The sequence below is a fragment of the Streptomyces yaizuensis genome, assembly GCF_034961445.1.
GTDB lineage: Bacteria > Actinomycetota > Actinomycetes > Streptomycetales > Streptomycetaceae > Streptomyces > Streptomyces yaizuensis.
In genome coordinates this window covers 271,941-294,364 of sequence record NZ_BSBI01000006.1, presented here as the reverse complement: position 1 = coordinate 294,364, position 22,424 = coordinate 271,941, and the positions used below count along the sequence as shown (strand labels likewise).

22 protein-coding genes, 1 tRNA gene and 1 pseudogene are annotated in these 22,424 nt (G+C 70.8%); 8 read left to right on the top strand and 16 right to left on the bottom strand.

Annotated elements, in window-relative coordinates; genetic code table 11:
• Nucleotides 1-95 precede the first annotated feature (95 nt).
• A complete protein-coding gene (locus SYYSPA8_RS17040; RefSeq protein WP_003956804.1) occupies nt 96-770 on the top strand; it encodes a Crp/Fnr family transcriptional regulator in 675 nt (224 codons plus the stop codon).
• Between the two features lie 150 nt (nt 771-920).
• Here SYYSPA8_RS17040 and SYYSPA8_RS17035 read toward each other — a convergent pair whose 3' ends face one another.
• The 5 genes from SYYSPA8_RS17035 to SYYSPA8_RS17015 all read right to left on the bottom strand — a co-directional run bounded on the left by SYYSPA8_RS17035 (nt 921) and on the right by SYYSPA8_RS17015 (nt 7,171).
• Complete coding sequence (locus tag SYYSPA8_RS17035) at nt 921-1,754, bottom strand: MBL fold metallo-hydrolase (protein WP_323448034.1); 834 nt, start codon at nt 1,752-1,754, stop codon at nt 921-923.
• The gene (locus tag SYYSPA8_RS17030; protein ID WP_323448033.1) at nt 1,751-2,653 is read right to left on the bottom strand and encodes an NUDIX hydrolase; all 903 of its coding nucleotides are present in this window, start codon (nt 2,651-2,653) and stop codon (nt 1,751-1,753) included. The genes SYYSPA8_RS17035 and SYYSPA8_RS17030 overlap by 4 nt, the downstream gene beginning before the upstream one ends.
• 319 nt (nt 2,654-2,972) lie before the next feature.
• The gene (locus SYYSPA8_RS17025; RefSeq protein WP_407706019.1) at nt 2,973-5,921 is read right to left on the bottom strand and encodes a PQQ-dependent sugar dehydrogenase; all 2,949 of its coding nucleotides are present in this window, start codon (nt 5,919-5,921) and stop codon (nt 2,973-2,975) included.
• Nucleotides 5,922-6,545: 624 nt separating this feature from the next.
• On the bottom strand, nt 6,546-7,016 hold the full coding sequence (locus tag SYYSPA8_RS17020; protein ID WP_323448032.1) for a RidA family protein: 471 nt from the start codon (nt 7,014-7,016) through the stop codon (nt 6,546-6,548).
• Nucleotides 7,013-7,171: a hypothetical protein gene (locus SYYSPA8_RS17015; RefSeq protein WP_323448031.1), complete on the bottom strand. Its 159-nt coding sequence runs from the start codon at nt 7,169-7,171 to the stop codon at nt 7,013-7,015. The genes SYYSPA8_RS17020 and SYYSPA8_RS17015 overlap by 4 nt, the downstream gene beginning before the upstream one ends.
• A 184-nt stretch (nt 7,172-7,355) precedes the next feature.
• Here SYYSPA8_RS17015 and SYYSPA8_RS17010 point away from each other — a divergent pair, with 184 nt between their 5' ends.
• Both SYYSPA8_RS17010 and SYYSPA8_RS17005 read left to right on the top strand, forming a co-directional pair.
• A complete protein-coding gene (locus tag SYYSPA8_RS17010; protein ID WP_323448030.1) occupies nt 7,356-8,318 on the top strand; it encodes an ArsA family ATPase in 963 nt (320 codons plus the stop codon).
• Complete coding sequence (locus tag SYYSPA8_RS17005) at nt 8,315-9,844, top strand: ArsA family ATPase (protein WP_323448029.1); 1,530 nt, start codon at nt 8,315-8,317, stop codon at nt 9,842-9,844. Before SYYSPA8_RS17010 ends, SYYSPA8_RS17005 begins: the two co-directional genes overlap by 4 nt.
• A gap of 255 nt (nt 9,845-10,099) precedes the next feature.
• Here SYYSPA8_RS17005 and SYYSPA8_RS17000 read toward each other — a convergent pair whose 3' ends face one another.
• On the bottom strand, nt 10,100-10,444 hold the full coding sequence (locus SYYSPA8_RS17000) for a WhiB family transcriptional regulator (protein ID WP_177149633.1): 345 nt from the start codon (nt 10,442-10,444) through the stop codon (nt 10,100-10,102).
• Between the two features lie 505 nt (nt 10,445-10,949).
• On the opposite strand from SYYSPA8_RS17000, the gene SYYSPA8_RS16995 reads away from it, so the two are divergent.
• Nucleotides 10,950-13,328 (top strand): transglycosylase domain-containing protein, encoded by a 2,379-nt coding sequence (locus SYYSPA8_RS16995; protein ID WP_323448028.1) that lies wholly within the window; start codon nt 10,950-10,952, stop codon nt 13,326-13,328.
• Nucleotides 13,329-13,429: 101 nt separating this feature from the next.
• Here SYYSPA8_RS16995 and SYYSPA8_RS16990 read toward each other — a convergent pair whose 3' ends face one another.
• The gene (locus SYYSPA8_RS16990) at nt 13,430-13,894 is read right to left on the bottom strand and encodes a GatB/YqeY domain-containing protein (protein ID WP_323448027.1); all 465 of its coding nucleotides are present in this window, start codon (nt 13,892-13,894) and stop codon (nt 13,430-13,432) included.
• A gap of 278 nt (nt 13,895-14,172) precedes the next feature.
• Between SYYSPA8_RS16990 and SYYSPA8_RS16985 the strand changes: the two genes are divergently transcribed.
• Nucleotides 14,173-15,099, top strand: a complete 927-nt coding sequence (locus SYYSPA8_RS16985; RefSeq protein ID WP_323448026.1) for a metallophosphoesterase — start codon at nt 14,173-14,175, stop codon at nt 15,097-15,099.
• 90 nt (nt 15,100-15,189) lie between these two features.
• Nucleotides 15,190-15,263, top strand: a tRNA-Pro gene (locus SYYSPA8_RS16980).
• A gap of 77 nt (nt 15,264-15,340) precedes the next feature.
• Here the strand turns inward: SYYSPA8_RS16980 and SYYSPA8_RS16975 are convergent.
• The 9 genes from SYYSPA8_RS16975 to SYYSPA8_RS16935 all read right to left on the bottom strand — a co-directional run bounded on the left by SYYSPA8_RS16975 (nt 15,341) and on the right by SYYSPA8_RS16935 (nt 21,777).
• The gene (locus tag SYYSPA8_RS16975) at nt 15,341-16,375 is read right to left on the bottom strand and encodes a site-specific integrase (RefSeq protein ID WP_323448155.1); all 1,035 of its coding nucleotides are present in this window, start codon (nt 16,373-16,375) and stop codon (nt 15,341-15,343) included.
• A gap of 152 nt (nt 16,376-16,527) precedes the next feature.
• Nucleotides 16,528-16,710 carry a helix-turn-helix domain-containing protein gene (locus tag SYYSPA8_RS16970; protein ID WP_323448025.1) on the bottom strand — a complete coding sequence of 61 codons (183 nt, stop codon included), beginning with the start codon at nt 16,708-16,710 and terminating at the stop codon, nt 16,528-16,530.
• Complete coding sequence (locus tag SYYSPA8_RS16965) at nt 16,703-17,992, bottom strand: replication initiator (protein WP_323448154.1); 1,290 nt, start codon at nt 17,990-17,992, stop codon at nt 16,703-16,705. Before SYYSPA8_RS16965 ends, SYYSPA8_RS16970 begins: the two co-directional genes overlap by 8 nt.
• A gap of 148 nt (nt 17,993-18,140) precedes the next feature.
• Entirely contained in the window at nt 18,141-18,335 is a 195-nt protein-coding gene (locus tag SYYSPA8_RS16960; protein ID WP_323448024.1) for a hypothetical protein, read from the bottom strand.
• Nucleotides 18,336-18,347: 12 nt separating this feature from the next.
• Nucleotides 18,348-18,536, bottom strand: a complete 189-nt coding sequence (locus tag SYYSPA8_RS16955; RefSeq protein ID WP_323448023.1) for a mobile element transfer protein — start codon at nt 18,534-18,536, stop codon at nt 18,348-18,350.
• A gap of 13 nt (nt 18,537-18,549) precedes the next feature.
• Nucleotides 18,550-19,116, bottom strand: coding sequence for a DUF2637 domain-containing protein (locus SYYSPA8_RS16950; protein WP_323448022.1), 567 nt, complete (start codon nt 19,114-19,116; stop codon nt 18,550-18,552).
• Nucleotides 19,117-19,135: 19 nt separating this feature from the next.
• Nucleotides 19,136-20,455: an FtsK/SpoIIIE domain-containing protein gene (locus SYYSPA8_RS16945; protein WP_323448021.1), complete on the bottom strand. Its 1,320-nt coding sequence runs from the start codon at nt 20,453-20,455 to the stop codon at nt 19,136-19,138.
• On the bottom strand, nt 20,455-20,811 hold the full coding sequence (locus tag SYYSPA8_RS16940; RefSeq protein ID WP_323448020.1) for an SCO3933 family regulatory protein: 357 nt from the start codon (nt 20,809-20,811) through the stop codon (nt 20,455-20,457). Before SYYSPA8_RS16940 ends, SYYSPA8_RS16945 begins: the two co-directional genes overlap by 1 nt.
• A 177-nt stretch (nt 20,812-20,988) precedes the next feature.
• Complete coding sequence (locus SYYSPA8_RS16935) at nt 20,989-21,777, bottom strand: GntR family transcriptional regulator (RefSeq protein ID WP_323448019.1); 789 nt, start codon at nt 21,775-21,777, stop codon at nt 20,989-20,991.
• 109 nt (nt 21,778-21,886) lie between these two features.
• On the opposite strand from SYYSPA8_RS16935, the gene SYYSPA8_RS16930 reads away from it, so the two are divergent.
• Together SYYSPA8_RS16930 and SYYSPA8_RS16925 are read left to right on the top strand one after the other, a co-directional pair.
• Nucleotides 21,887-22,294 carry an NUDIX hydrolase gene (locus tag SYYSPA8_RS16930; RefSeq protein ID WP_323448153.1) on the top strand — a complete coding sequence of 136 codons (408 nt, stop codon included), beginning with the start codon at nt 21,887-21,889 and terminating at the stop codon, nt 22,292-22,294.
• A 46-nt stretch (nt 22,295-22,340) separates the two neighbouring features.
• A pseudogene (locus SYYSPA8_RS16925) lies at nt 22,341-22,412 on the top strand (ATP-binding protein); the annotation flags it as partial.
• Nucleotides 22,413-22,424: the final 12 nt, after the last annotated feature.

Below are 22,424 nucleotides of genomic sequence, written 5' to 3'. Positions count from 1 at the left end.
GACGGCCGTCCCACGCGGTGTCCACCGGACCGTCGTCGTGCGGTCCGGCATCATGGGGGCCACGGTCCCTGAGCAGGTCGACAAGGAGAGAACTCGTGGACGACGTTCTGCGGCGCGCTCCGCTCTTCGCGGCGCTCGATGACGAGCAGGCCGCGGAGCTTCGCGGCTCGATGAGTGAGGTGACGCTCGCCCGCGGCGACGCGCTCTTCCACGAGGGCGACCCCGGAGACCGCCTCTACGTGGTCACCGAGGGCAAGGTCAAGCTGCACCGCACCTCCCCCGACGGCCGCGAGAACATGCTCGCCGTCCTCGGCCCCGGCGAGCTGATCGGCGAGCTGTCCCTCTTCGACCCGGGCCCGCGCACGGCGACCGCCACCGCGCTGACCGAGGTCAAGCTGCTCGGCCTGGGCCACGGTGACCTCCAGCCCTGGCTGAACGCCCGGCCCGAGGTCGCCACCGCGCTGCTGCGCGCGGTCGCCCGCCGGCTGCGCAAGACCAACGACCAGATGTCCGACCTGGTCTTCTCCGATGTCCCCGGGCGGGTCGCCCGTGCCCTTCTCGATCTGTCGCGCCGCTTCGGCGTCCAGTCCGAGGAAGGCATCCACGTCGTCCACGACCTGACCCAGGAGGAGCTGGCCCAGCTGGTCGGCGCCTCCCGCGAGACCGTGAACAAGGCGCTGGCCGACTTCGCGCAGCGCGGCTGGCTGCGGCTGGAGGCCCGTGCCGTGATCCTGCTGGACGTGGAGCGGCTGGCCAAGCGCTCCCGCTGACCGCGCGGCCCCGCCATGCGGGGCGCCGAACGCCGGCCGAGGGCCGCCCGGGGACTCCGGGCGGCCCTCGGCCGTTGGATCCGGTCCGCGGGCGGGGGTGCGACCCCGCCCGGGGGTGCGGACCGGCCCGGGGGTTCGGACCGGCCGCTCTCAGATCAGGCCGTGCTCCGTCAGATACTCCAGCTGGGCCAGGACCGACAGCTCCGCCGCGGGCCACAGCCTCCGGTCCACGTCCGCGTAGACGTGTGCCACCACCTCCGGGGCCGTCCGGTGGCCCGCCTCGACCGCCGTCTCCACCTGGGCGAGCCGGTGGGCCCGGTGGGCGAGATAGAACTCGACGGCGCCCTGGGCGTCCTCCAGGACGGGCCCGTGGCCCGGCAGCACCGTCCGTACCCCGTCGTCGACCGTCAGCGAGCGCAGCCGCCGCAGCGAGTCGAGATAGTCACCGAGCCGCCCGTCCGGGTGGGCGACCATCGTGGTGCCCCGGCCGAGGACGGTGTCCCCGGTGAGCACCGCCCGGTCGGCGGGCAGATGGAAGCAGAGCGAGTCGGCGGTGTGCCCGGGGGCGCCGACGACCCGCAGCTCCAGGCCGCCGACCTCGATCACCTCGCCGGACGTGAGCCCCTCCCCGCCGAGCCGCTGCCGGGGATCGAGCGCCCGGACCGGGGTACGGGTCAGCTCGGCGAAGCGCGCGGCGCCCCCGGAGTGGTCGGCGTGGCCGTGGGTGAGGAGGGTCAGGACGATCCGCTTGCCCGCCCGCCCGGCGGTGTCGACGACCGCGCGCAGATGGCCCTCGTCCGGCGGACCGGGGTCGACGACCACCGCCTCCCGCGCGCCCGGCTCGGAGAGGATCCAGGTGTTGGTGCCGTCCAGGGTCATCGCGGACGGGTTGGGCGCGAGGACGTTGACCGCCCGTTCGGTGGCGGGTCCCGAGACCACCCGGTCCCGGGGCCGGCCGGGCGGGGGCGCTGCCGCTGTGCTCATGAGGCACCTCCTCGGTTGGTTCCTCGGGTGGTGCTCGTCCGCGTGACGCGCGCGGTGAACTCGGTGTGTCCGGGCCAGCTGAGCACGAGTTCGTCCCCCACGACCCGTGCGGTGGCCAGCACGGGCGCGAGGTCCTGGGCGGGCGCGGCGGCGAAGGCCTCGGCCGCGCTGGTGTACGGGGCGAGCGCGCGCAGGGTGGCGACCGTGGGCGGCATCATCAGCAGTTCACCGCGGTCGTAGCCCCCGGTCGCCTCGGCGGGGGTGATCCACACCGTGCGGTCGGCCTCGGTCGAGACGTTCCGGGTGCGCTGGCCCGTGGGGAGCGCGGCGACGAAGAACCAGGTGTCGTAGCGGCGGGCCTCGAACTCGGGGGTGATCCAGCGGGCCCAGGCCGCGAGCAGATCCGACCGCAGCACCAGGCCGCGCCGGTCCAGGAAGTCGGCGAAGGAGAGCTTCCGGTCGACCAGCGCCTGCCGGTCGGTCTCCCAGTCGGCCCCGGTGGTGTCCCCGACCACCGTGTCGGGGGTGAGGCCCGCGAGCAGCACCCCGGCCTCCTCGTAGGTCTCCCGGACGGCGGCGCACACGATGGCCTGCGCCGATGCCTCGTCCACGCCGAGGCGGGCGGCCCACTCGGCACGGGTGGGACCCGTCCAGCGGACCGGCCGGGCGTCCCGGTCGTCCACCCCTCCGCCGGGGTACGCGTACATGCCCCCGGCGAAGGCCATGGAGACACGGCGGCGCAGCATATGGACGGCGGGGCGCGCGGTCGGTCCGCCGGCCGTGTCCCGCAGCAGCATCACGGTCGCCGCCCGCCGGGGCGGTACGGGGGTGAGTTCGCCGCGGGCGAGGGCGCGGATCCGGTCCGGCCACTCCGGTGGGTACCACTGACCTTGGGACATGGGCGGATGCTAGACGCTCACGCCCGGATGTTCGAGGGGTCACCGCCGACCGTGGGGCCGGTACGCGCGCCGGTACGGGGGCCGATGCGGGAGCCGGTGCGGGAGCCGGTGCGGGGCCGATGTTTCACGTGGAACATATGAACGACCACAGGAACCGGAACGTGGGAGGGGCGGCCGGTCCGGTCCCGGCCGCCCCTCCCCGCCCCCGGACGCGTCTCCGGACACGTCTTGGGAGGCGTTCCCCGTACCCCTCGTTCCCGCTCGTTCCTGCTCGTTGCCGCTCGTTCCTCGGCACGCACGGGCGTACGGTCACCCGCTTCTACGCACGGGCGTTGGAGTTGCCGCGCAGCCGGACAGCGGCCGTGGCGGCGGCCTTGATCGCCGTCTCGATCTGCGCCATGGACGAGCCGGAGCCGAGCCCCGGCACGGTCGCCGTGTTCAGCGCGTACAGCGTGAAGGTGTACGGGTGGGTCGAGCCGCCCGGGCAGGGGCCGAAGTACTTCTGGGCGTTGGCGCCGCTGCCCATGGCCTTCTGCTTGGCGCCGTCCTGACCGGGGACGGTGAACCCGGCGCCGAGCCCCTCGGGCAGGGTGAGCCGGGCCGCGGGGATGTCCCAGATCGCCCAGTGCAGCTTGTTGCCGTTGTTGGCGACGTCCGCGAAGACGACGGCGTACCCGCGTGCCCCGGTGTTCCCGGCGCCCCAGGACAGCGGCGGTGAGGGATCCTGTCCCGCCCCGCCGTCCCCGGCGCAGGTGAACCGGGCCGGAATGGTTCCGTTGTCGCCGAAGGCGCCGCTGCTCAGCACGAACTCGTTTCCCGGAGGCCCACCGGAGTAGACGATGTCGATCAGCAGGATCCGGTCGTTGCCGCTGGTGCCGTCCTTGTCGGTGGAGGTGGTGAGCCAGATGTCGCCGTCGTGGTCGACCTCGACCGTCCGCAGCCGGTCGTAGGTGCCCTGGAAGTAGGTCTTCTGCTCGACCAGGTTGCTGCTGGTGTCGATCCTCATGCGGTAGACGCGCTCACCACGGGTGGTGGCGACGAAGACATGGTCGTTGATGATGGTCAGGCCGCTGGGCGAGCCCGCGGAGGTCGGCCAGGTCTTCTTGGGGGCGAGATAGCCGGAGCAGCTGCCGTTCGTCCCCTCGCAGCTGGGCCAGCCGTAGTTGCCGCCGCGCTGGATCAGGTTGACCTCGTCCATGGTGCCGTCGCCGAACTCCGCCTGCCAGAGTCGGCCCCGGGAGTCGAAGTCGATGCCCTGCGGGTTGCGGTGGCCCATCGACCAGACGGCGTTGCCGAACGGGTTGTCCGACGGGATGCTGCCGTCCGGGTTGATCCGCAGGATCTTGCCGTTGAGGGAGTTGCGGTCCTGCGCCTTGCTGGGGCCCTGGGCGTCGCCCATGGACGCGTACAGCTTGCCGTCGGGGCCGAAGCGCAGCCGTCCGCCGTTGTGGAAGCGGCTCTTGTCCATGCCGCGCAGCAGCACGGTGTAGCCGCTGAGGGTGTTGTTGGTCTCCAGCTTCATCCGGGCGATGCGGTTGCCCTCGGAGGAGGTGTGGAGGAAGTAGAGATAGCGGTCGGTGGCGAAGTCCGGGCCGGCCTCGACGCCCATGAGGCCGCCCTCGCCGCCCGTGGTCTGCGAGTCGGGCACCTTGCCGAGGACGGTCTTCTGGCCCGACTTGGTGAGCCGGACGACGTTGAAGGTGTTGCGCTCGGTGTAGACGCCGGAGCCGTCCGGCAGGAAGGTCAGGCCCCAGGCGACGTCGACGCCGCTCGCGAGGGTGGAGACCGGGCCCGGGTCGGGGACGCCGCCGGGCTGGGAGCCGCCGGTGGTGACGGTGATCTCCGGGGAGAAGGCGGAGCGGTTGCCCTTGAGGTCGTAGGCCCGGACCTTGAAGGCGTACGGGGTGTTCGCCCGCAGTCCGGCGACCGTCGTGGCCGGGCCGTCGGAGGTCTCGGCGAGGGCGCCGTCGCGGAACACCTCGTACCCGGTGACCCGCACATTGTCGGTGGCGGCGGTCCAGACGAGGTCGACGCTGGTCGCGGTCCTCCCCGGGGAGCGCAGGCCGCCGGGTGCCGTCGGCGGCTCGGTGTCCGGCGGCGCGGGCAGGGTGGCGATGGTGACCGCGTTGCTGGCCTCGGAGACATTGCCGGCGGCGTCACGGGCGAAGACGGTCCAGTCGTAGGAGGTCTCCGGCTCCAGCCCGGTCACGGTGGCGGCGAGGGTGTTCCCGTCGACCGCCTTCATGTGCTGGCCGTGCTGGTAGATGTCGTACGCGACGACCCGCACATTGTCGGTGGCGGCGGCCCAGGCGAGGGAGACGGTGGAGACCGTCGGTTCACCGTCCTTGCGGAGGTTGCCGGGGGCGGTCGGCCGGACGCCGTCGGCGGGGCCGGTGGGGGTGACGGTGAGCTTGTCCAGGTTGGGGCCGTCGCCCGAGGACGTGGTCGCCCGGATCTTGTTGATGCCCGCCTGGAGGGTGGCCTGCGGGACGGGGACGCTCAGCCAGGTGGTCCAGGCGGCGGTGGACGGGAAGGAGAGGTCGTCGGCGACGGTCTGGCCGTTCACGCTGACGTCGAGGGCGCGGGACCCGGCGGCGCCGAGGGCGTAGCGGAGGTCCAGTTTCGCGTTGGTCGCCTGCGGGGAGTCGACGGTGAACTCGACGGAGGACCCGGTCACGGCCTGGAAGTTGACGAAGCCCCGGCCGGAGTAGCCGGTGTGGTTGGACTCGACGGCGCCCTGGGAGATGGCGGCGTCCTCGGCCTCGTGGTCCGTGGCCGCCTGTCCGTCGGAGGCGGTGACATCGAGGAAGTCCAGGTTGGGGCCGCCTTCGGCGGCGGTCGCGGTGGCGCGGACGGTGTTGGCGCCCGCCCGGAGGGTGAGGGTGGTGGTCATGGTGGACCAGGTGGTCCAGGCGCCGGTGGGGGCGAAGACGAGATTGCTGGGGGAGCCCCCGTTGGCCGAGATGTTCAGGGGGCGGTCGCCGGTCGTGCCGTTGGCGAAGCGGAGCGCCAGCGTCGCCGGTCCTGCGGCGGGGGCGTTCACGGTGAACTCCACATAGCCGCCGGCGACATTGGTGTAGTTGACGAAGCCGCTGCCGGAGAAGCCCGCGTGATTGGACTCGGTCACGCCCTGGGAGATGGCCGCTGATTCCGCTTCGTACCGTACGGGGGCGGCTCTGTCGCGATCGGAGACCGGTGCCGGTGCCGGTGCCGGTGCGGACACCTGACCGGACACCGGACCGGCGTGGCCGGGTGCGGGCAGGGCCACGGTCAGAGCTGCTGTGGCCACGGCCAGAAGGGCGCCGGTCGCTCTGCGCGAACGGCGGGGGTGGCGGCGGCGGGGGGTTGATGCCACGGATCCCTCCACGTTCTGGGACGACGACGTGCATGGGTGGTCCGTCGGCGTCCGCCGACGTGGGTGCGCGCTGTGTGCGTCGAGCAGGGGGGCGGGGGCCGGCGAGACCCCGGCGGTCGTACGGAGATGCCGTTCGAGGAGCCGCTCAGGTCGTTCAGGTCGTTCAGGTCGTTCAGGTCGTTCAGGTCGTTCAGGTCGTTCAGGTCGTTCAGGCTGTTCACATGGATAGGAAACGTTCCTAACCATGGACAGGTGACACCCGTTGGCACTTCCGCGTCAAGAGAGGTGCAGGCGATTGCCGAAGAGGCCCCGTCGGGCGACGACGGGCAACGGAAAGGCCCCGCGCCCACCGGGAGGCGGTGGGCGCGGGGCCAAGGGCTTGCTGACCGGGCGTTCAATGTCCCGGTGCGGGAAGTTCCGGTGGCTGTTCCGGTCGGTTCCGGTCGGTTCTGGCGACGGGCGCCGGCTGCCGGCTGCCGGGCGACGGCCCACGGGCGGGCTGTCCCGCCGACGGAACCGGTCCCGCCGGGCCGGGGCTCAGCCCTGGACCAGCTCGACCTGGATCTCGACCTCGACGGGCGCGTCCAGCGGAAGGACGGCGACGCCCACCGCGCTGCGCGCGTGGACACCCTTGTCGCCGAGCACCTCGCCGAGCAGCTCGCTGGCGCCGTTGAGGACGCCGGGCTGCCCGGTGAAGTCCGCCGCCGACGCCACAAAGCCGGTGACCTTCACCACGCGCGCGATCCGGTCCAGATCACCGGCGACGGACTTGACCGCGGCCAGCGCGTTCAGCGCGCAGATCCGGGCCAGCTCCTTGGCCTCCTCCGGCGTGACCTCGGCGCCCACCTTGCCGATGACCGGCAGCTTGCCGTCCACCATCGGCAGCTGACCCGCCGTGAAGACGTAGGAGCCGGAGACGACGGCCGGCTGGTACGCGGCCAGCGGAGGCACGACGTCCGGCAGGGTCAGCCCCAGCTCGGCGATGCGCGCCTCGACGGCGCCGCTCATGACGCCTTCGCCCGCTTCAGATAGGCCACGAGCTGCTCGGGGTTCGGGCCGGGCACGACCTGGACCAGCTCCCAGCCGTCCTCGCCCCAGGTGTCCAGAATCTGCTTGGTCGCGTGCACGAGAAGGGGCACGGTCGCGTATTCCCACTTGGTCATGGAGCCGACTGTAGCCGTAGGCGGGGCGTGACCCGTCCCCGAGGGCGGCGGGAACGGCCCGGAGCCGCCGCGAGCCCTGTGGGGACGAGGGGTGCGCCGGGCGTGCTCCGGCGCACCCCGGGCGTGACGCAGCCCGCACACCGCCTGTGCGTAGCGCGCCATGGGACTGGTTAGGCTCGAATGTGTGAGCAGGCTCCAGGTCGTCAGCGGCAAGGGCGGCACCGGTAAGACCACGGTCGCCGCCGCCCTCGCGCTCGCCCTCGCGACCGAGGGAAAGCGGACTCTCCTCGTCGAGGTCGAGGGGAGGCAAGGCATCGCCCAGCTCTTCGAGACGGAGGCCCTTCCGTACGAGGAGCGGAAGATCGCCGTCTCGTCCGGGGGCGGTGAGGTCTTCGCGCTGGCCATCGACGCCGAGCGGGCCCTCCTCGACTACCTCCAGATGTTCTACAAACTCGGCAGCGCGGGCCGCGCCCTCAAGAAGCTCGGCGCCATCGACTTCGCGACGACCGTCGCCCCCGGCGTGCGGGACGTGCTGCTGACCGGCAAGGCGTGCGAGGCCGTGCGCCGCCGCTCGCCGCAGGGCTCGTACGTCTACGACTACGTGGTCATGGACGCGCCCCCCACCGGCCGGATCACCCGCTTCCTCCATGTGAACGACGAGGTCGCCGGGCTGGCGAAATTCGGCCCCATACACAACCAGGCCCAGGCCGTGATGCGGGTGCTCAAGTCGCCGCAGACCGCGGTCCACCTGGTGACGCTGTTGGAGGAGATGCCGGTCCAGGAGACCGCGGACGGCGTCGCCGAGCTGCGCGCGGCCGGGCTCCCGGTCGGCAAGGTGATCGTGAACATGGTCCGGCCGCACCTCCTGGACGAGGACGCCGTGCGCAGCGCCTCCGGCGAGCGGCGCGAGGAGATCGCCGGGGCGCTCGCGGCGGCCGGGGTGAGCGGCGCCGACGAACTGGTGGACCCGCTGATCGAGGAGGCGGCGGAGCACGCCCAGCGGGTCGCCCTGGAACGCGAGCAGCGGGCCGCGCTGAACCGGCTGGAGCTGCCGTCGTACGAGCTTCCCCTGCTGAGCGAGGGGGTCGAGCTGGCCGGGCTCTTCCAACTGGCCAAGGAACTGCGGAAGCAAGGGACCGGTTCATGACCCTGGACGCGTCGGCGACCCCCCTCGATGTCGACCCGCTCATCGACGATCCGGCCACCCGGATCATCGTGTGCTGCGGCTCGGGCGGCGTCGGCAAGACGACGACGGCGGCGGCCCTCGGGCTGCGGGCGGCCGAGCGCGGGCGGCGGGTGGTGGTGCTGACCATCGACCCGGCCCGCAGGCTGGCGCAGTCGCTGGGGATCGACTCCCTCGACAACACGCCGCGCCGGGTCGAGGGCATAGCGAACGGCTCCGGTCGCTCGGCGGAGTCGGCGGACTCGGGCTCCGCGGACTCGGGCTCCGCGGACTCGGCAGACCCCGGGGACTCGGCGGACGCCGGCGGCGAGCTGCACGCCATGATGCTGGACATGAAGCGGACCTTCGACGAGATCGTCGAGGCCCACGCGGACCCGGAGCGGGCCCGCGCGATCCTGGAGAACCCCTTCTACCAGTCCCTGTCGGCCGGCTTCGCGGGCACGCAGGAGTACATGGCGATGGAGAAGCTGGGCCAGCTGAGGGCCCGCGACGAGTGGGACCTGATCGTGGTCGACACGCCGCCGTCGCGCAGCGCCCTGGACTTCCTGGACGCGCCCAAGCGGCTGGGTTCGTTCCTGGACGGCAAGCTGATCAAGCTGCTGGTCGCCCCGGCCCGGATGGGCGGCAGGGCGGGGATGAAGTTCCTCAATGTCGGTATGTCGATGATGACGGGAACCCTCGGCAAGCTGCTGGGCAGTCAGCTGCTCCGGGACGTACAGACCTTCGTGTCGGCGATGGACACCATGTTCGGCGGCTTCCGCACCCGCGCCGACGCCACCTACCGGCTGCTCCAGGCCCCCGGTACGGCGTTCCTGGTGGTGGCGGCCCCGGAGCGGGACGCCCTGCGGGAGGCGGCGTACTTCGTGGAGCGGCTGGCGGCGGAGGACATGCCGCTGGCGGGGCTGGTCCTCAACCGGGTCCACGGCAGCGGGGCCGACCGGCTCTCGGCTCAGCGGGCGCTGGCCGCGGCCGAAATCCTTGCCTCGGAAATTACGTCAGAAAATCTTGACGGAAGCCGCATTGTCGATCAGGGGGTAGGGAAGACTGGTGTTCGTGAGGCCGCGGACGCCCCTCCCGAAGCCCTGTCCGTGGCACACACTCCGGCACGCACCCCCCGGCAGCCGGCGCACACCCCCGAGCAGTGCGACCCACCCGAGACCCCCGACCCGGCACCGTCCCACCGAGCGGCAGCCCCAGACGGCCCCGCGGCTCCGAACGACCCCGCAGCTCCGGACGACCACACCGCCGAGCAACTGACGGCCGGACTGCTGCGTCTGCACGCCGAGAGGATGCAGGTGCTCGCCCGCGAGCAGCGGACCCGTGACCGCTTCACCGCTCTCCATCCCGAGGTGGCGGTGGCGGAGGTCGCCGCCCTGCCCGGCGATGTGCACGATCTGGCGGGCCTGCGCGCCATCGGCGACCGGCTCGCGCGCGCCGACCGGGCGTTTCCCGGTACGGGTCCGCGCGCGGACTTGACGACAGAGGCGTGAGCGCGGACACGGGGAGCGCAGGACACGCGGAGGTGTACGCGGCCGGCAGGCGCGAGCGGTGTGACCCGTGGCCGCCCGATGAGTAGACAGTGAGGCGGCGGAGGAGGCACACAAGGAGAGCGAGGAGAGCAGAGAAGCGCAGGGGACGCGAGGGACGGAGCGCATGACGGAGCGGATGGCCGAGGAGCACGGAGGACCCGGGAGCCGGATGGCGTGGACGCGACGTACCGCGGGGGCGCGGCCCGTGGCCGTACCTCACCCGACCGCGGCGTACGTCTCGTATGTCTCGTCGTCGTCGAGTCCGACAGGCAGAATGCCCGCGCTCCGCTCGTACTCCGTACGAGCCGTCTCCAGCAATCGGCGCCAGGAGGTGACCGTGGGACGCCGGCGCAGCAGAGCCCGCCGTTCTCTTTCGGTCATTCCGCCCCACACGCCGAACTCCACGCGGTTGTCGAGAGCGTCGGCCAGGCATTCCGTACGCACCGGGCATCCGGTGCACACCGCCTTGGCCCTGTTCTGCGCTGCCCCTTGTACGAACAGTTCATCCGGATCGGTAGTGCGGCAGGCTGCCTGCGCACTCCAGTCGGTAACCCAGCCCATCCCGGCGCCGTCCTCTCCCGAATCGAGGCTCCCCCACGGCGGCAGCGGCATATTCACCGCTGCCAGTTGAGGACGTTACGGAAGGCGGACACAGCGCAACACCCCCTTCGGGCCCAATCTTGAATGGCCCGAACGGACTATGCGTACGCGTCAGATCACCCAGGGGAGTGACCTGATGGCATAAAGGACATAATCCGCATAGAGGGTCAGATCACTCTGGTCGGCTCGACCGCGGGAGGGCACATAGGCCGGGTTTATCTAGAATTCGGACACGGACTGAAGGATTCCACTTGCCTGGCCACTCCCACCGTTGTGACTATGCGGCTCGCGGGAGCGGCGCCGGGCCGCCGCGGGAGGCTTGCTACGAAATTGCTACAGACACCCTGTGACCTGGTACGGATTCCAGGAATACCCTGATACAAAACCGCACTGCTGTGACTGTTGAGAGCAGCTTAGGCCACGGCCTATACGTGTGTCCGGCGAACAAGAACGTAGGCTCCCTTACATGCCAAAGAAGCGCTCCGGTGGCGGTCTGACCGGACCCCAACAAGCCGCCAAGTTCCTCGGTGTCAGTGTGCTCGCGGGAGCGGTGCTGGCGGGTATCGCCCTGCCGGCCGCCGGGGTGCTGGGCCTGGCGGCCAAGGGGACGGTCAAGGGCTTCGACGAGATCCCCGCCAACCTCAAGCGGCCGCCGCTCAGCCAGCGCACCACCATCCTGGACGCCGACGGCGAGCTGATTGCGTCGGTCTACTCCCGCGACCGTACGGTGGTCCCGCTCAAGGACATCTCGCCGTACATGCAGAAGGCGATCATCGCGGTCGAGGACTCGCGCTTCTACCAGCACGGCGCGATCGACCTCAAGGGTGTGCTGCGGGCGCTCAACAAGAACGCGACGAGCGGCGGGGTGGCCGAGGGAGCGTCCACGCTGACGCAGCAGTATGTGAAGAACGTCTTCGTGGAGGAGGCGGGCGACGACCGCGCCAAGTTCGCGCAGGCCACCCAGCAGACCCTCGGCCGGAAGATCCAGGAGCTGAAGTACGCGATCCAGGTCGAGGAGGAGCTGGGCAAGAAGAAGATCCTGGAGAACTACCTCAACATCACCTTCTTCGGGCAGCAGGCGTACGGCGTCGAGGCGGCCTCCCGGCGCTACTTCTCCAAGTCGGCGAAGGACCTGAAGCTGGAGGAGGCGGCCATGCTGGCCGGCCTCGTCCAGTCGCCCAGCCGCTACGACCCGGTCAACGACTCGGAGGAGGCGCGCAAGCGGCGCAACATCGTCCTCCAGCGGATGGCCGACGTCGGCGACATCACCCAGGCCGAGGCGGACAAGGCCAAGGCGACCGCCGTCAAGCTGAAGGTGAGCCGGCCCAAGAACGGCTGCATCACGGCGGTCAACGGCGCCGGCTTCTTCTGCGACTACGTCCAGAAGTCGTTCCTCGCCAACCCGGTCTTCGGCAAGACCCGCGAGGAGCGGGCCAAGATCTGGAACCGCGGCGGTCTGACGATCAGGACCACCCTGGACCCGAAGGCGCAGGAGTCGGCGCAGGAGTCGATCGAGAGCCATGTGAACCAGGACGACAAGGTCGCCACCGCGGTGACCATGGTCGAGCCGGGCACCGGCAAGATCCTCGCGATGGCGCAGTCGCGACCGTACGGCTTCAACAAGAACGAGACCCAGATCAACTACTCGGTCGACCAGAAGCTGGGCGGCTCGGCCTACGGCTTCCCGGTCGGTTCGACGTTCAAGCCCTTCGTCGCGGCGGCGGCCATAGAGCAGGGCAAGCCGGCGACGCAGGTCTACCCCTCGCCGTACTCCATGCCGTACCCGTCCTCGATCCCGGCCTGCGACGGCAAGATGTGGATCAACGACCGGGCGGACAACCTGGAGAACGAGAACGAGCTGGAGGTCGGCCCGTACGACCTCAAGGAAGCGATGGAGAAGTCCGTCAACACCTATTTCGTCGAGATGATCGACGACATAGGGCTCTGCCCGGTGGTCGACATGGCCTCCGAGCTGGGGCTGGTCCAGGGCAACGGCGCAGAGCTGCCGGTCGCGCCCGCGCCGCTGACCCTCGGCTCCACCGGTATGTCGCCGCTGACCATGGCCAACGCGTACGCGACCTTCGCCAACCGGGGCACGCACTGCACCCCGACCGCCATCTCCTCCATCCGCACGGCGGACGGGAAGAGCATGCGGGTGCCGAAGAGCACCTGTGAGCGGACGATGAGCGAGCGGACCGCGGACACGATCAACACCCTGCTGAGCGGGGTGGTCTCCGACTCCGGTACGGGTGCGAGCGCGGGCCTTTCCGGCCGTGCCAACGCGGGCAAGACGGGTACGACGGACGGCCGGAAGAACGCGTGGTTCGTCGGGTACACCCCGAACCTCTCCAGCGCGGTCTGGGTCGGTTCGCCGACCCAGCAGGTGGAGATGTTCGGCATCACCATCGGCGGCATCTACCACGACAAGGTCTTCGGTGGGCAGGTGCCCGGCCCGATCTGGCGGGACGCGATGAACGGCGCGCTGGCGGACAAGGACGCCCCGTCCTTCAACAGCGTCTCCATCCCGGACCGGCCCAAGGGCGGCGACCGCCCGGGCAACGGGGACACGGGCGGCGCCACCACCGGCACCACCACCGGCGGCGGCGGGGACGGCGACTCCGACGGTGACGGCGGCGACAACGGCGGCGGCTGGGACAACGACGGGAAGCCGGGCGACGAGGAGCCGATCCCCGGAATCTCCATCCCGGAGAACGGCATCGCGGGCGGCGACGGCGAGAACGCCGGCGGCGACAGTGCGGGCAGTGCCACCCTGGGGTCGGACGGCGGGGGCGACGGGGACGGCGGCGACAGCGAGGGCGGTGGCCTGAACGGCGGCTGGGACTGACCTCGCCTCCCGTAAACGGGTGATCATGCGGAAGGGCCCGGCTCCTGGGGAGCCGGGCCCTTCGGCATGTCGGGGGCGACGTCAGTCCGTCAGCCAGTCCGTCAGCCGGCGAGCTGCTGCCTGACGGCGGCGGCGACCCGGCCGCCCTCGGCGAGGCCCGCCACCTTCGGGTTCACGATCTTCATGACGGCGCCCATGGCCCGCGGCCCCTCGGCACCGCCGGCCTTGGCCTCGGCCACCGCGTCGGCGACGATCGCCGTCAGCTCCTCGTCGCTCAGCTGCTTGGGCAGGTACGAGTCGAGCACGACCCCCTCGGCCCGCTCCCGCTCGGCCGACTCAGCCCGGCCGCCCTGCTCGAAGGCCTCGGCGGCCTCCCGGCGCTTCTTCGCCTCGCGGGCGATCACCTTCTGGACCTCGTCGTCGGACAGCTCACGGGCGGTCTTGCCCGCCACCTCCTCCTTGCTGATCGCCGCGAGGGTCAGCCGGAGGGTGGACGAGCGCAGCTCGTCACGCGCCTTGATCGCGTGGGTGAGATCGTCGTGCAGCTTGGACTTGAGCGTGGTCATACGGACAAGTGTGGCAGGTCGGAGCCGCACGGCGCCGCGCATTATGCGGCCCGGCCCCCGCCGGCCCCGCCGGCCCGGCGATCGCCCCGCCCCGCCCTGCCCCGACCGGAGGCCCGGGCGCCCAAAGGTACGGTCCGGTTCCCCGGCCGGAACAGATCCGCCAGAAAACACCTGTACCCCCCGCAGCACCCCGGACCTGGGCATTCTCCCTCGTACAAAGATCACGAAGCCCGCCCCGGCCCCATGGTCGCTCCCCGGGGTCTGCGACGATGGGCAGCATGCGCGCACGCTACGGAGTACCCCTGGCAATCACGGCGATCGGCGCGGCCGGCATCGCCTACGCGGCCGGCTTCGAGGCCCGTTCCTTCCGCCTCCGGCGGGTGACGGTCCCGGTGCTGCCGAAGGGCATGCGCCCGCTGCGCGTGCTCCAGGTCTCCGACATCCACATGGTCAGCGGCCAGCGCAAGAAGCGCGCCTGGCTCCAGTCGCTCGCGGGCCTGCGCCCCGACTTCGTGGTCAACACGGGCGACAACCTGTCCGACCCCGAGGGCGTTCCCGAGCTCCTGGACGCGCTGGGTCCGCTGATGGAGTTCCCGGGCGTCTATGTCTTCGGCTCGAACGACTACTACGGCCCCACGCTCCGCAACCCGGCCCGCTATTTGTTCGAGAGGGCCCAGGGCCGCCACGGTCACAACGGGAACGCGCCCGTCGCCGCCCCGGTCCAGAACCCGTGGGAGGAACTGCGGGACGCCTTCGACGACGCGGGCTGGGCCGGGCTGGGCAACACCCGCGGCCGCCTCAAGATCGACGGCCTGGACCTGGCCTTCACCGGCCTGGACGACCCCCACATCAAGCGCGACCGCTACGAGGAGGTCGCCGGCGGCCCCGACGAGAGCGCCGACCTCTCCGTGGCCGTCGTGCACGCGCCGTACCTCCGCGCCCTCGACGCCTTCACCACCGACGGCTACCCCCTGATCCTGGCGGGCCACACCCACGGCGGCCAGCTCTGCATCCCCTTCTACGGCGCCCTGGTCACCAACTGCGACCTGGACACCGACCGCGTGAAGGGCCTCTCCACCCACACCGCCGACGCCCGGACCTCCTACCTCCACGTCTCGGCGGGCTGCGGCACCAGCCGCTACACCCCGGTCCGCTTCGCCTGCCCCCCGGAGGCCACCCTCCTGACCCTGGTGGAACGCCCCTGACCGCGAGGCCCGCCGCACCCGCGAATCGGATTTCGTCTGGGAGCGCCGGTGGGCTAAAGTAATCGATGTCGCCACGACAGTGGCGGCGATCGGGGTGTAGCGCAGCTTGGCAGCGCGCTTCGTTCGGGACGAAGAGGTCGTGGGTTCAAATCCCGCCACCCCGACAGCTGAGTAGCAGATCAGGACCAGTGACTCACGTGAGTCACTGGTCCTGATTCGTTGTGCGTGACTAACTGCGTGACTACCGCTTCGGGGGCGGTGACGTGCCGAAGATCCCGTCCATGGCGACGGCCCCGGTCTGGATCACCAGACGGGTCTGCTTCCGGTAGACCTCCTCCGTGACGGCCGGGCTGGAGTGGCCGACGAGCCGGGATATCGCCTCCAGCGGGATGCTTCGATCGGACAAGATCGAGACGAAGGATGTCCGGGTCTCCCGCGTCGTCCACTCATGCGGCTCGATCTCAATTCCGGGCACCCGGGCGACCCGCGCGAGAATCTTCCGGAGTTCGCGCCGGACGTTCGCCGCGTCCAGCTCAGTGCCCACTGCCGAGGTGAAGACGAGCCCAGTCTCTTGCCACTCGTCACCGGCCGCTACCCGTTGCCGGCCCTGGCGCTCCCGCTGGACCTTCAGCACGTCGACGGCGCGGCCGAGCAGGGCCAGGGTCCGGCGGGATTTCCGCGTCTTGGTGTCCCCGGTGCTCCGGACCGAGCGCCAGACGGCGATGTGCGGCGGGATCTCGGGAACGACGTCCGGATCGCCCTCAAGGTCGACGTGGTCCCAGCGGAGGGGGCGCATCTCCTCCGTGCGCCCACCGGTGAGCAGCGACACCACGAAGTACGCGTACAGCGGGGAGTCCTCGGCCGCGACGAGCACAGCCTCGGCTTGCTTGAGGGTGAGGGATTTCGATGGCCGGCCAGTGCGGCCGGTGGGCACTGAGCACAGCTCCACGACGTTCCGCTTCACGTTGTCCCGTGCCATGGCGCGCTTGACCGCGCGGTTGAGGCAGGAGCGGATCGCTTCCAGGGAACGAGTGCTGAGCGCCTTGGCCTTGTCCGCAAGCCATCTGTCCACGTCGTCAGCGCTGAGGTCACGGAGCTTGCGGGCTCCCAGGGCCGGGATGACGTGGGTATTGCACAGGATCGTGTTCGTCTTGACCGTGGCGGGGTCCCGACCGGCCAGTCCGTACATGAGCCAATCGGTCACAGCATCCTTGACCGTGTAGCCGGTCGGCGCGATGGCGAGGCCGTCTTCGTAGTCCCGAAGGATCTCCTTCAGCTTGTTCTTGGCCGCCGTCTAGGTGAACCCGCTCGCCCGATTCACGATCCGCTTGCCGCTCGGGTCAAACCCGAGGCTGGCCGTGGCGATCCAGCGTTGACGCTTGTCGTCCCAGTGGAGACCGCCGTCTCCTCGGCTCCGTCGGGTGGCCATCAGGCTGCCTCCCTCAGCTCGCCGGCGATGAAGTCGCGAACGGACTGCACAGGAATGCGACGGGCGCGGCCGACACGGATGGAGGCGAGCCGGCGGGTACGGATCAGTTCGTAGACGGTGGTCCGACTGAGCCGGAGCCGAGCCATGACCTCAACCACTGTCAGCAGTTCGTCGTCACGCATGGGTGGGTTCTCCTTCCGTGCCGGGGGCGGGGGTGAGGGATGCGGCGAGCCATTCCTCTGCGGCGCTGAGGCCGGTTCCGGCGAAGACCCAGTGGGCGAGGACGTGCGTCGTGCCGGTCGGATGCTCGGGGGTGTTCTGTGTGCGGCGCCAGTCGGCACGAGCGGTGCGGAGGGCGCCGAGAGTGGTCGAGTACGTGCGGGACTTGGTCGAGAAGTGGCCCCGGAAGCCGAGCATGTGGGCCCAGGCGCGGAGGCGGAGGTGGTCCAGGTCCTTGCGGGCGCCGAGGGTCCAGGCGGTGCGGATGAGGCGGCGGGCGTGGTCGGAGATGTCGAGCTGGGCGAGTTCGGCGGCGAACTTCAGGGGCCGGTCCAGGGCTCCGGTCGCGGTTTCGGCGCCCTTGGTGGCGTACTTGGCGATGTACGCGGCCACGGCCCGGTCGGTCAGCGCCTGATCACCCGGGAAGTCGGCTCCCCGGATCGTCCGGACATCGAGTTGCCGACCGAAGGTGAAGGAGTGGGCCCGGTCGTCCACCGTCGGGCCGTCGACCCGGGCCTTGGCTGCTGCGGCGTGGATCGCGTCGGTGAGGAGTTCGGCGGTGGCCCAGGCCGGGGGCGGGGTGTGGCCGCCGTCCGGGCCGTCGAGGCGGATCACGGCGTGGAAGTGGACCGCGCCGCGCCGCTGGTATTCGGCGACCTTGGCGAAGGCCACCCGGGCGTACTGCCGGAGGGCGCGTTGCGAGAGTCCGGCACGCTTGGCGACCTCCCGGCGCAGGTAGATGGTGAACCGCCGCCAGAGTGCCCCGGTGTGGGCGTTCCAGAGGACCGCCGCTTCGTAGTCGTACCGGCCGGGGTCCAGCGGGGTGCCGAGGACGGCGTCGTCCTGGTCGTGCTGGACGCCGCAGCGGCAGCGTTTGTCCGTGCGGTTGTGGACCGGGCCGAAGCCGGGCGCGGTGAAGGTGGCGAAGACCCGGGGGTGGGCGGCGACGGTGTCCGGGGTGCCCTTGCCGCCGCGCAGGCCGGTGGCGATGAGATGGAAGGTGTCGCGGCGGTAGACCTCCGCGCAGGCCCGGCAGCGGGTCGCACGCCGGTTGTTGCAGCGGACCAGCAGATGGCCGGCCGGAAGCGCGGACGCGTCGAGGTGGTGCAGGACGGAGCCGATCTCACCGGTCCGGATGTCGACGGCGTACTCCGTGCGGTGACCGTCGAGCCGGATCGGGTGGGTACAGCCGCCGAGCCCGGAGAGCTGACGGAGGATGCCCGGCAGGGTGCCGCTGTTGGCCAGATTGAGGAGTTCGGGGAGCGGGGGCGGGGTGGCGCTGGTAAAGATGACGTTCTCCTTCTGACTGTCTCGGTCGGGAGGGACGCCCCGGGGCGGTGGATTCTTGGCGGGATCAGACCGCCCCGGGTTGGCACGCTAGCTGTCTACTCGTCTAGTCATGTGGGTCGTTAATGACGGACACTCCGGATTCCGTGCCGGACCTGATGGCGGGGGCGAGGAAGGTGTCCGAGAGCCAGAAGCCGAAGAGCGCGATCACGACGACGACCCAGGTCCGGACGCCGAGGAACTTGACCGCACCCCAGGCGAAGAGGCCGAGGACGAAGACGAGCGGCAGGTTCACGTTCATGGGACGGTCCTTTCAGCGGACGGGGCAGCGGTGGGTACGGGCCGCCAGTTCGGCGGCGGCGCGGCTGTCGTAGTCGGCGGAGAAGCCGCAGCGCGGGGCGGTGCAGGCGGCGGTGTGCTGCTCGCGGCCCCTGTGGTCGTACGAGGTGCCGACCTGGACGGGGCCGGTGCGGATGAGGTCGCGGAAGTGGCGGCGGGGCATCGTGGTCTCCTGCTCAGAGGTGGGTGGCGATGGCGTCGGCCATGGGTGCGGGCACGCCGAGGCGGGCTCGGAGCGTCGCTGTGTCGATGGGTTGTCCGGTACGGGTGTGGTGGTCGGCGGCGACTTTGCGGGCGTGTTCGATCAGGGCGGCCGGGACCGGCGCGGGTGGGAGTTCCGGGATGGGCGGTTCGGGCGTGTCCTCCAGGCGCTCCGCTTCTGGCGCCGAGTGGACGAGGAGCGTTCCGCCGAGGAAGGCGACGGCGGGCCAGCCCGCGACGAGGATCCGGAGCCACGCGGGTACGTCGTCCAAGTCGAGGAGTCCGGCGGTGGCCACGTTCGCGCCGAGGGAGGCGGCGAGCGCGATGACGAACCAGCACCACCCCATGGCTTTCGACGGCCCGGTCCGCAGCCGCCGCCAGGCCGCGACAAGCAGCAGGTCGACGCTGATCGGGTAGGCCCACGCCTTCCAACCGTCCTGTCCGGCCGCGAGGGCGACATCGTGGATGTGGGCGAAGGAGAGGGCGGCGGCGATGACGGCCTGGACGAGTACCGCGTCGACCCGGGCGAGATGAGCGCGCACAGTGCGGCTCCTTCCGTGGTCAGGGGGCGGGTCGGAACGGCTCCAGCGCGGGCAGGTCGGGCACCAGGTGCGCGTACTTCTGGCAGGTGCGGGCCGCGTCGCTGAGTGAGAGGTACGGGGTGCGGATGCGGGACCAGCCGCCGGAGGTGTCACCGGCCACGGCGAGGCCGGGCCGTTCCGGGGCGATGGCGCAGGCAGCCATGACCGCGTCGGGCGCGATGTCGCCGAGCGCCATTTTGGCGGAGCCTTCGTCGTTCACCCGGTGGCAGACACGGCCGGTGAGCTGGGCTCGGAGCATGGTCGCGCCCTTGCCGAGTTCGGCGCCGAAGCGCTGCCCGCAGACCTCCAGGTAGACGCCGGCGGCACGGCCGAGCTGAGCGAGTCGGATGAGCTGGGTGACCATCTCGTCCCGCCGTTCCTCGTCCTTCTTCGTGGCGACGAGGAAGAGTTCCGCGACCTCGTCCACGAACAGCACGACGGGTACGGGACGTTCGTGGTCCGGCAGTCCCCAGATGTCGGAGGTGATCTCCTCGTCCGGGGTGCTTGATGAGATGCCCTGACGGGCCTTGATCACGTCGTATCGGTCCTCCATTTCCTTGATGAGTACGGGCAGGAGCGCGGCGGCCTGTTCCGGATCGGTCGCCAGCGCGGAGAGTCGGGGCGCGAACGGCGCCAGCTCCACACCGCGCTTGCAGTCGATCCCGACCAAGGCCACCGGCTGCCGGGCGAGCCCGCTGATCAGATGCCGCAGGAACATGGACTTGCCGGACAGCGTCGCGCCGAGGATGAGCCCGTGGGGGACGGCGCGGTAGTCCCGCACGTAGGCGGTGGCGTCCTCGCGCAGTGCCACCGGAACCCTGAGAAGCCCGGTGTCGACCTTGCGGGGCATCCGGACCCGCCGCAGCACGTCGAAGCCGACGAGCCGGAGTTCGACCATGCCCGGCTTGACCGTCGAGACGTACACGGCGTGGACGCCCCAGGCGTGCCGGAGTCGTTCCGCCGAGGCGGCGACATCGGCGGGTTCCTGCCCCGGCGCGAGCCGAAGCCGGAGCCGTAAGCCGGTCGACGTCGGTCGGATGAGTCCCCGGCGGGGCGGGACCGGCCGGATCACGCGGTGGCTGGTGGCCCTGGTCAGCAGGACCCGCAGCCGGGACGGCGGCACGGTGAGCCCGCATGCCTCCATGGCCGATCCGTACGAGCCGAGCAGCCGCAGGGCGGAGACCTGCATTCCGAACGCCGCCCAGTGCGCGGAGGGGCGCCGGGCCCGGGTGTAGGCGGCCCCGCCAGCCAGTACGGCGAGGAGGCCACCCACCACCAGGATCGTCGTCGGGTCGGTCATCAGGCGATGGCGCCGAGGGCGGACGGGAAGGCGCCCGGGGTGACGGCGGCGGCCCGGTAGGCGATGCCGTGCCGTTGCTGCCCGTTGAAGACGCTCTCCCAGGGCCGGGCCAGCAGTCCGGGAAGCGCGACCGGCGACCCGAGTGCCAGCCCGTCCGCCACCCCGCTCTCCGGGACGGTGACCTTGATCAGCGCCGATTCACCGTCCTCGATGTAGACGACGCCGATCGTCATCAGGGACTCGCCGCTGACAGCGTCCTTGGCGATCTCCCCCGTCTGCCGGTCCCGGATCTTGGGCTCCGGTGCCTCCGTGAGCAGGATCGTGGCGGCCGTGGTCTCCACACGGATGGTGCGCATAACCAACTCCCCATCTACTCGTCTAGACAAGATGCATTCCGGGGGAGGACTCCCCCGAGGTCGTGGCGATCACCCTGCCACACAACTTGCCCACTCGTCTATACGAGTATGCCTGTTGGGGTGTACGAGTTCGGAAAGACGGCCCCGCGCACCACCGTTGGCCACCGCCTCAGCCCATCAGGTCGCCGGAAGCTGGTAGTTGAGGACGTACGCGTCCGCCGCCATCACGGTGTCGCAGACCTCCACGGCCCGGCCCTCCGTATCGAACGCGGTACGGACCAGATGGATCACGGGCACGCCGGATGCCAGCCGGAGCGTCTTCACCTCGGAGGGCGAGGGCATGCGGGCCCGGATCTCCTCCTCGAAGTGGTCCAGGCGGTGGCCCAGCTCTTCCAGCCGGGCATAGATGCCGCCGGGGCCGGGGTTGGGTTCGGCGATCTGCGTCCCACGCGCGATGTCGAGGGGCAGGTACGAGGTGGCGAACTCCACCGGCCGCCCGTCCAGCAGATACCGGCGACGCCGGGCGAGGACCCGTCGCACCGAGCCGAGGCGGGTGGAGATGTCCTGACTCGCCTTCTCCTCCTTCACCTCCAGTCCGTCCACCTGGGGGTGACTGCCGGCCGCGTCGGCCTCCACGATGAACGCGGACTTCCCCTGATCGCGATGGCGCCGGGCGAACCGGTCCGAGGCGAGCCGCCGCACGGGCGGCCGGGGGCGGACGAAGACACCCTTGCCGTGCTCCGCGTGGACCAAGCCCTCCCCCTGGAGTACGGAGAAGGAGTTCCGGACGGTCATCCGGGACACCCCGTAGTGCTCGACCAATTCCGCTTCCGAGGGCAGCTTCGCCCCCTCCTTGAACCGCCCACGGTCGATGGCCTCACGCAGCTGATCGGCGATCTGCCGGAACACCGCTCGATCACTTGTCGGGTCGAGATCCCCGAGCAGGCCGGAGGAGAGTGAAGGCACGTCTTACTCCTTTAGGTGTCTAGACGAGTGGGCGACTCTTGTTGCTACGGTGGAGAGCCTAGCCATCCGAGAGGTCCCGGGAATCGTGAACCCTGAACGCCCGCATTCCGTGAGCGTCGCCGGAGTGATCGTTGACGACCACGGCCGGGCCCTCTTGATCCAGCGCCGCGACAACGGCCACTGGGAGCCCCCGGGCGGGGTCCTCGAACGTGAGGAGACGATCCCCGAGGCCCTTCAGCGCGAAGTCCTCGAAGAAACCGGAATCAAGATCGCGCTTCCCGCGACACTCACCGGGATCTACAAGAACATGACGGGGCTGATCGTCTCCCTGGTCTTCCGGTGCGAGGCCGCCGACGGCACGCCGACCACCGGAAGCGAGACCCGCGCGCTGCGTTGGGTCACCCGCGACGAAGTCGCCGAACTCGCCGACGAGGCGTATGCGATCCGCGTCCTGGACGCACTCGACGCGGCGAACCCGCCGGCCATCCGCGCCCACGACGGCGTGAAACTCGTCTAGCCCGAACCCGCTGCACATGGCGGCCTACCAGCACGAAGGAACTTGTATGCACGAGTATACGAGCACAAATCGAGTCTGGGGCCTCACTTGCCCAGGTTTTCCGGAAGAGATCAGCCGGGTCCCCGGCGGC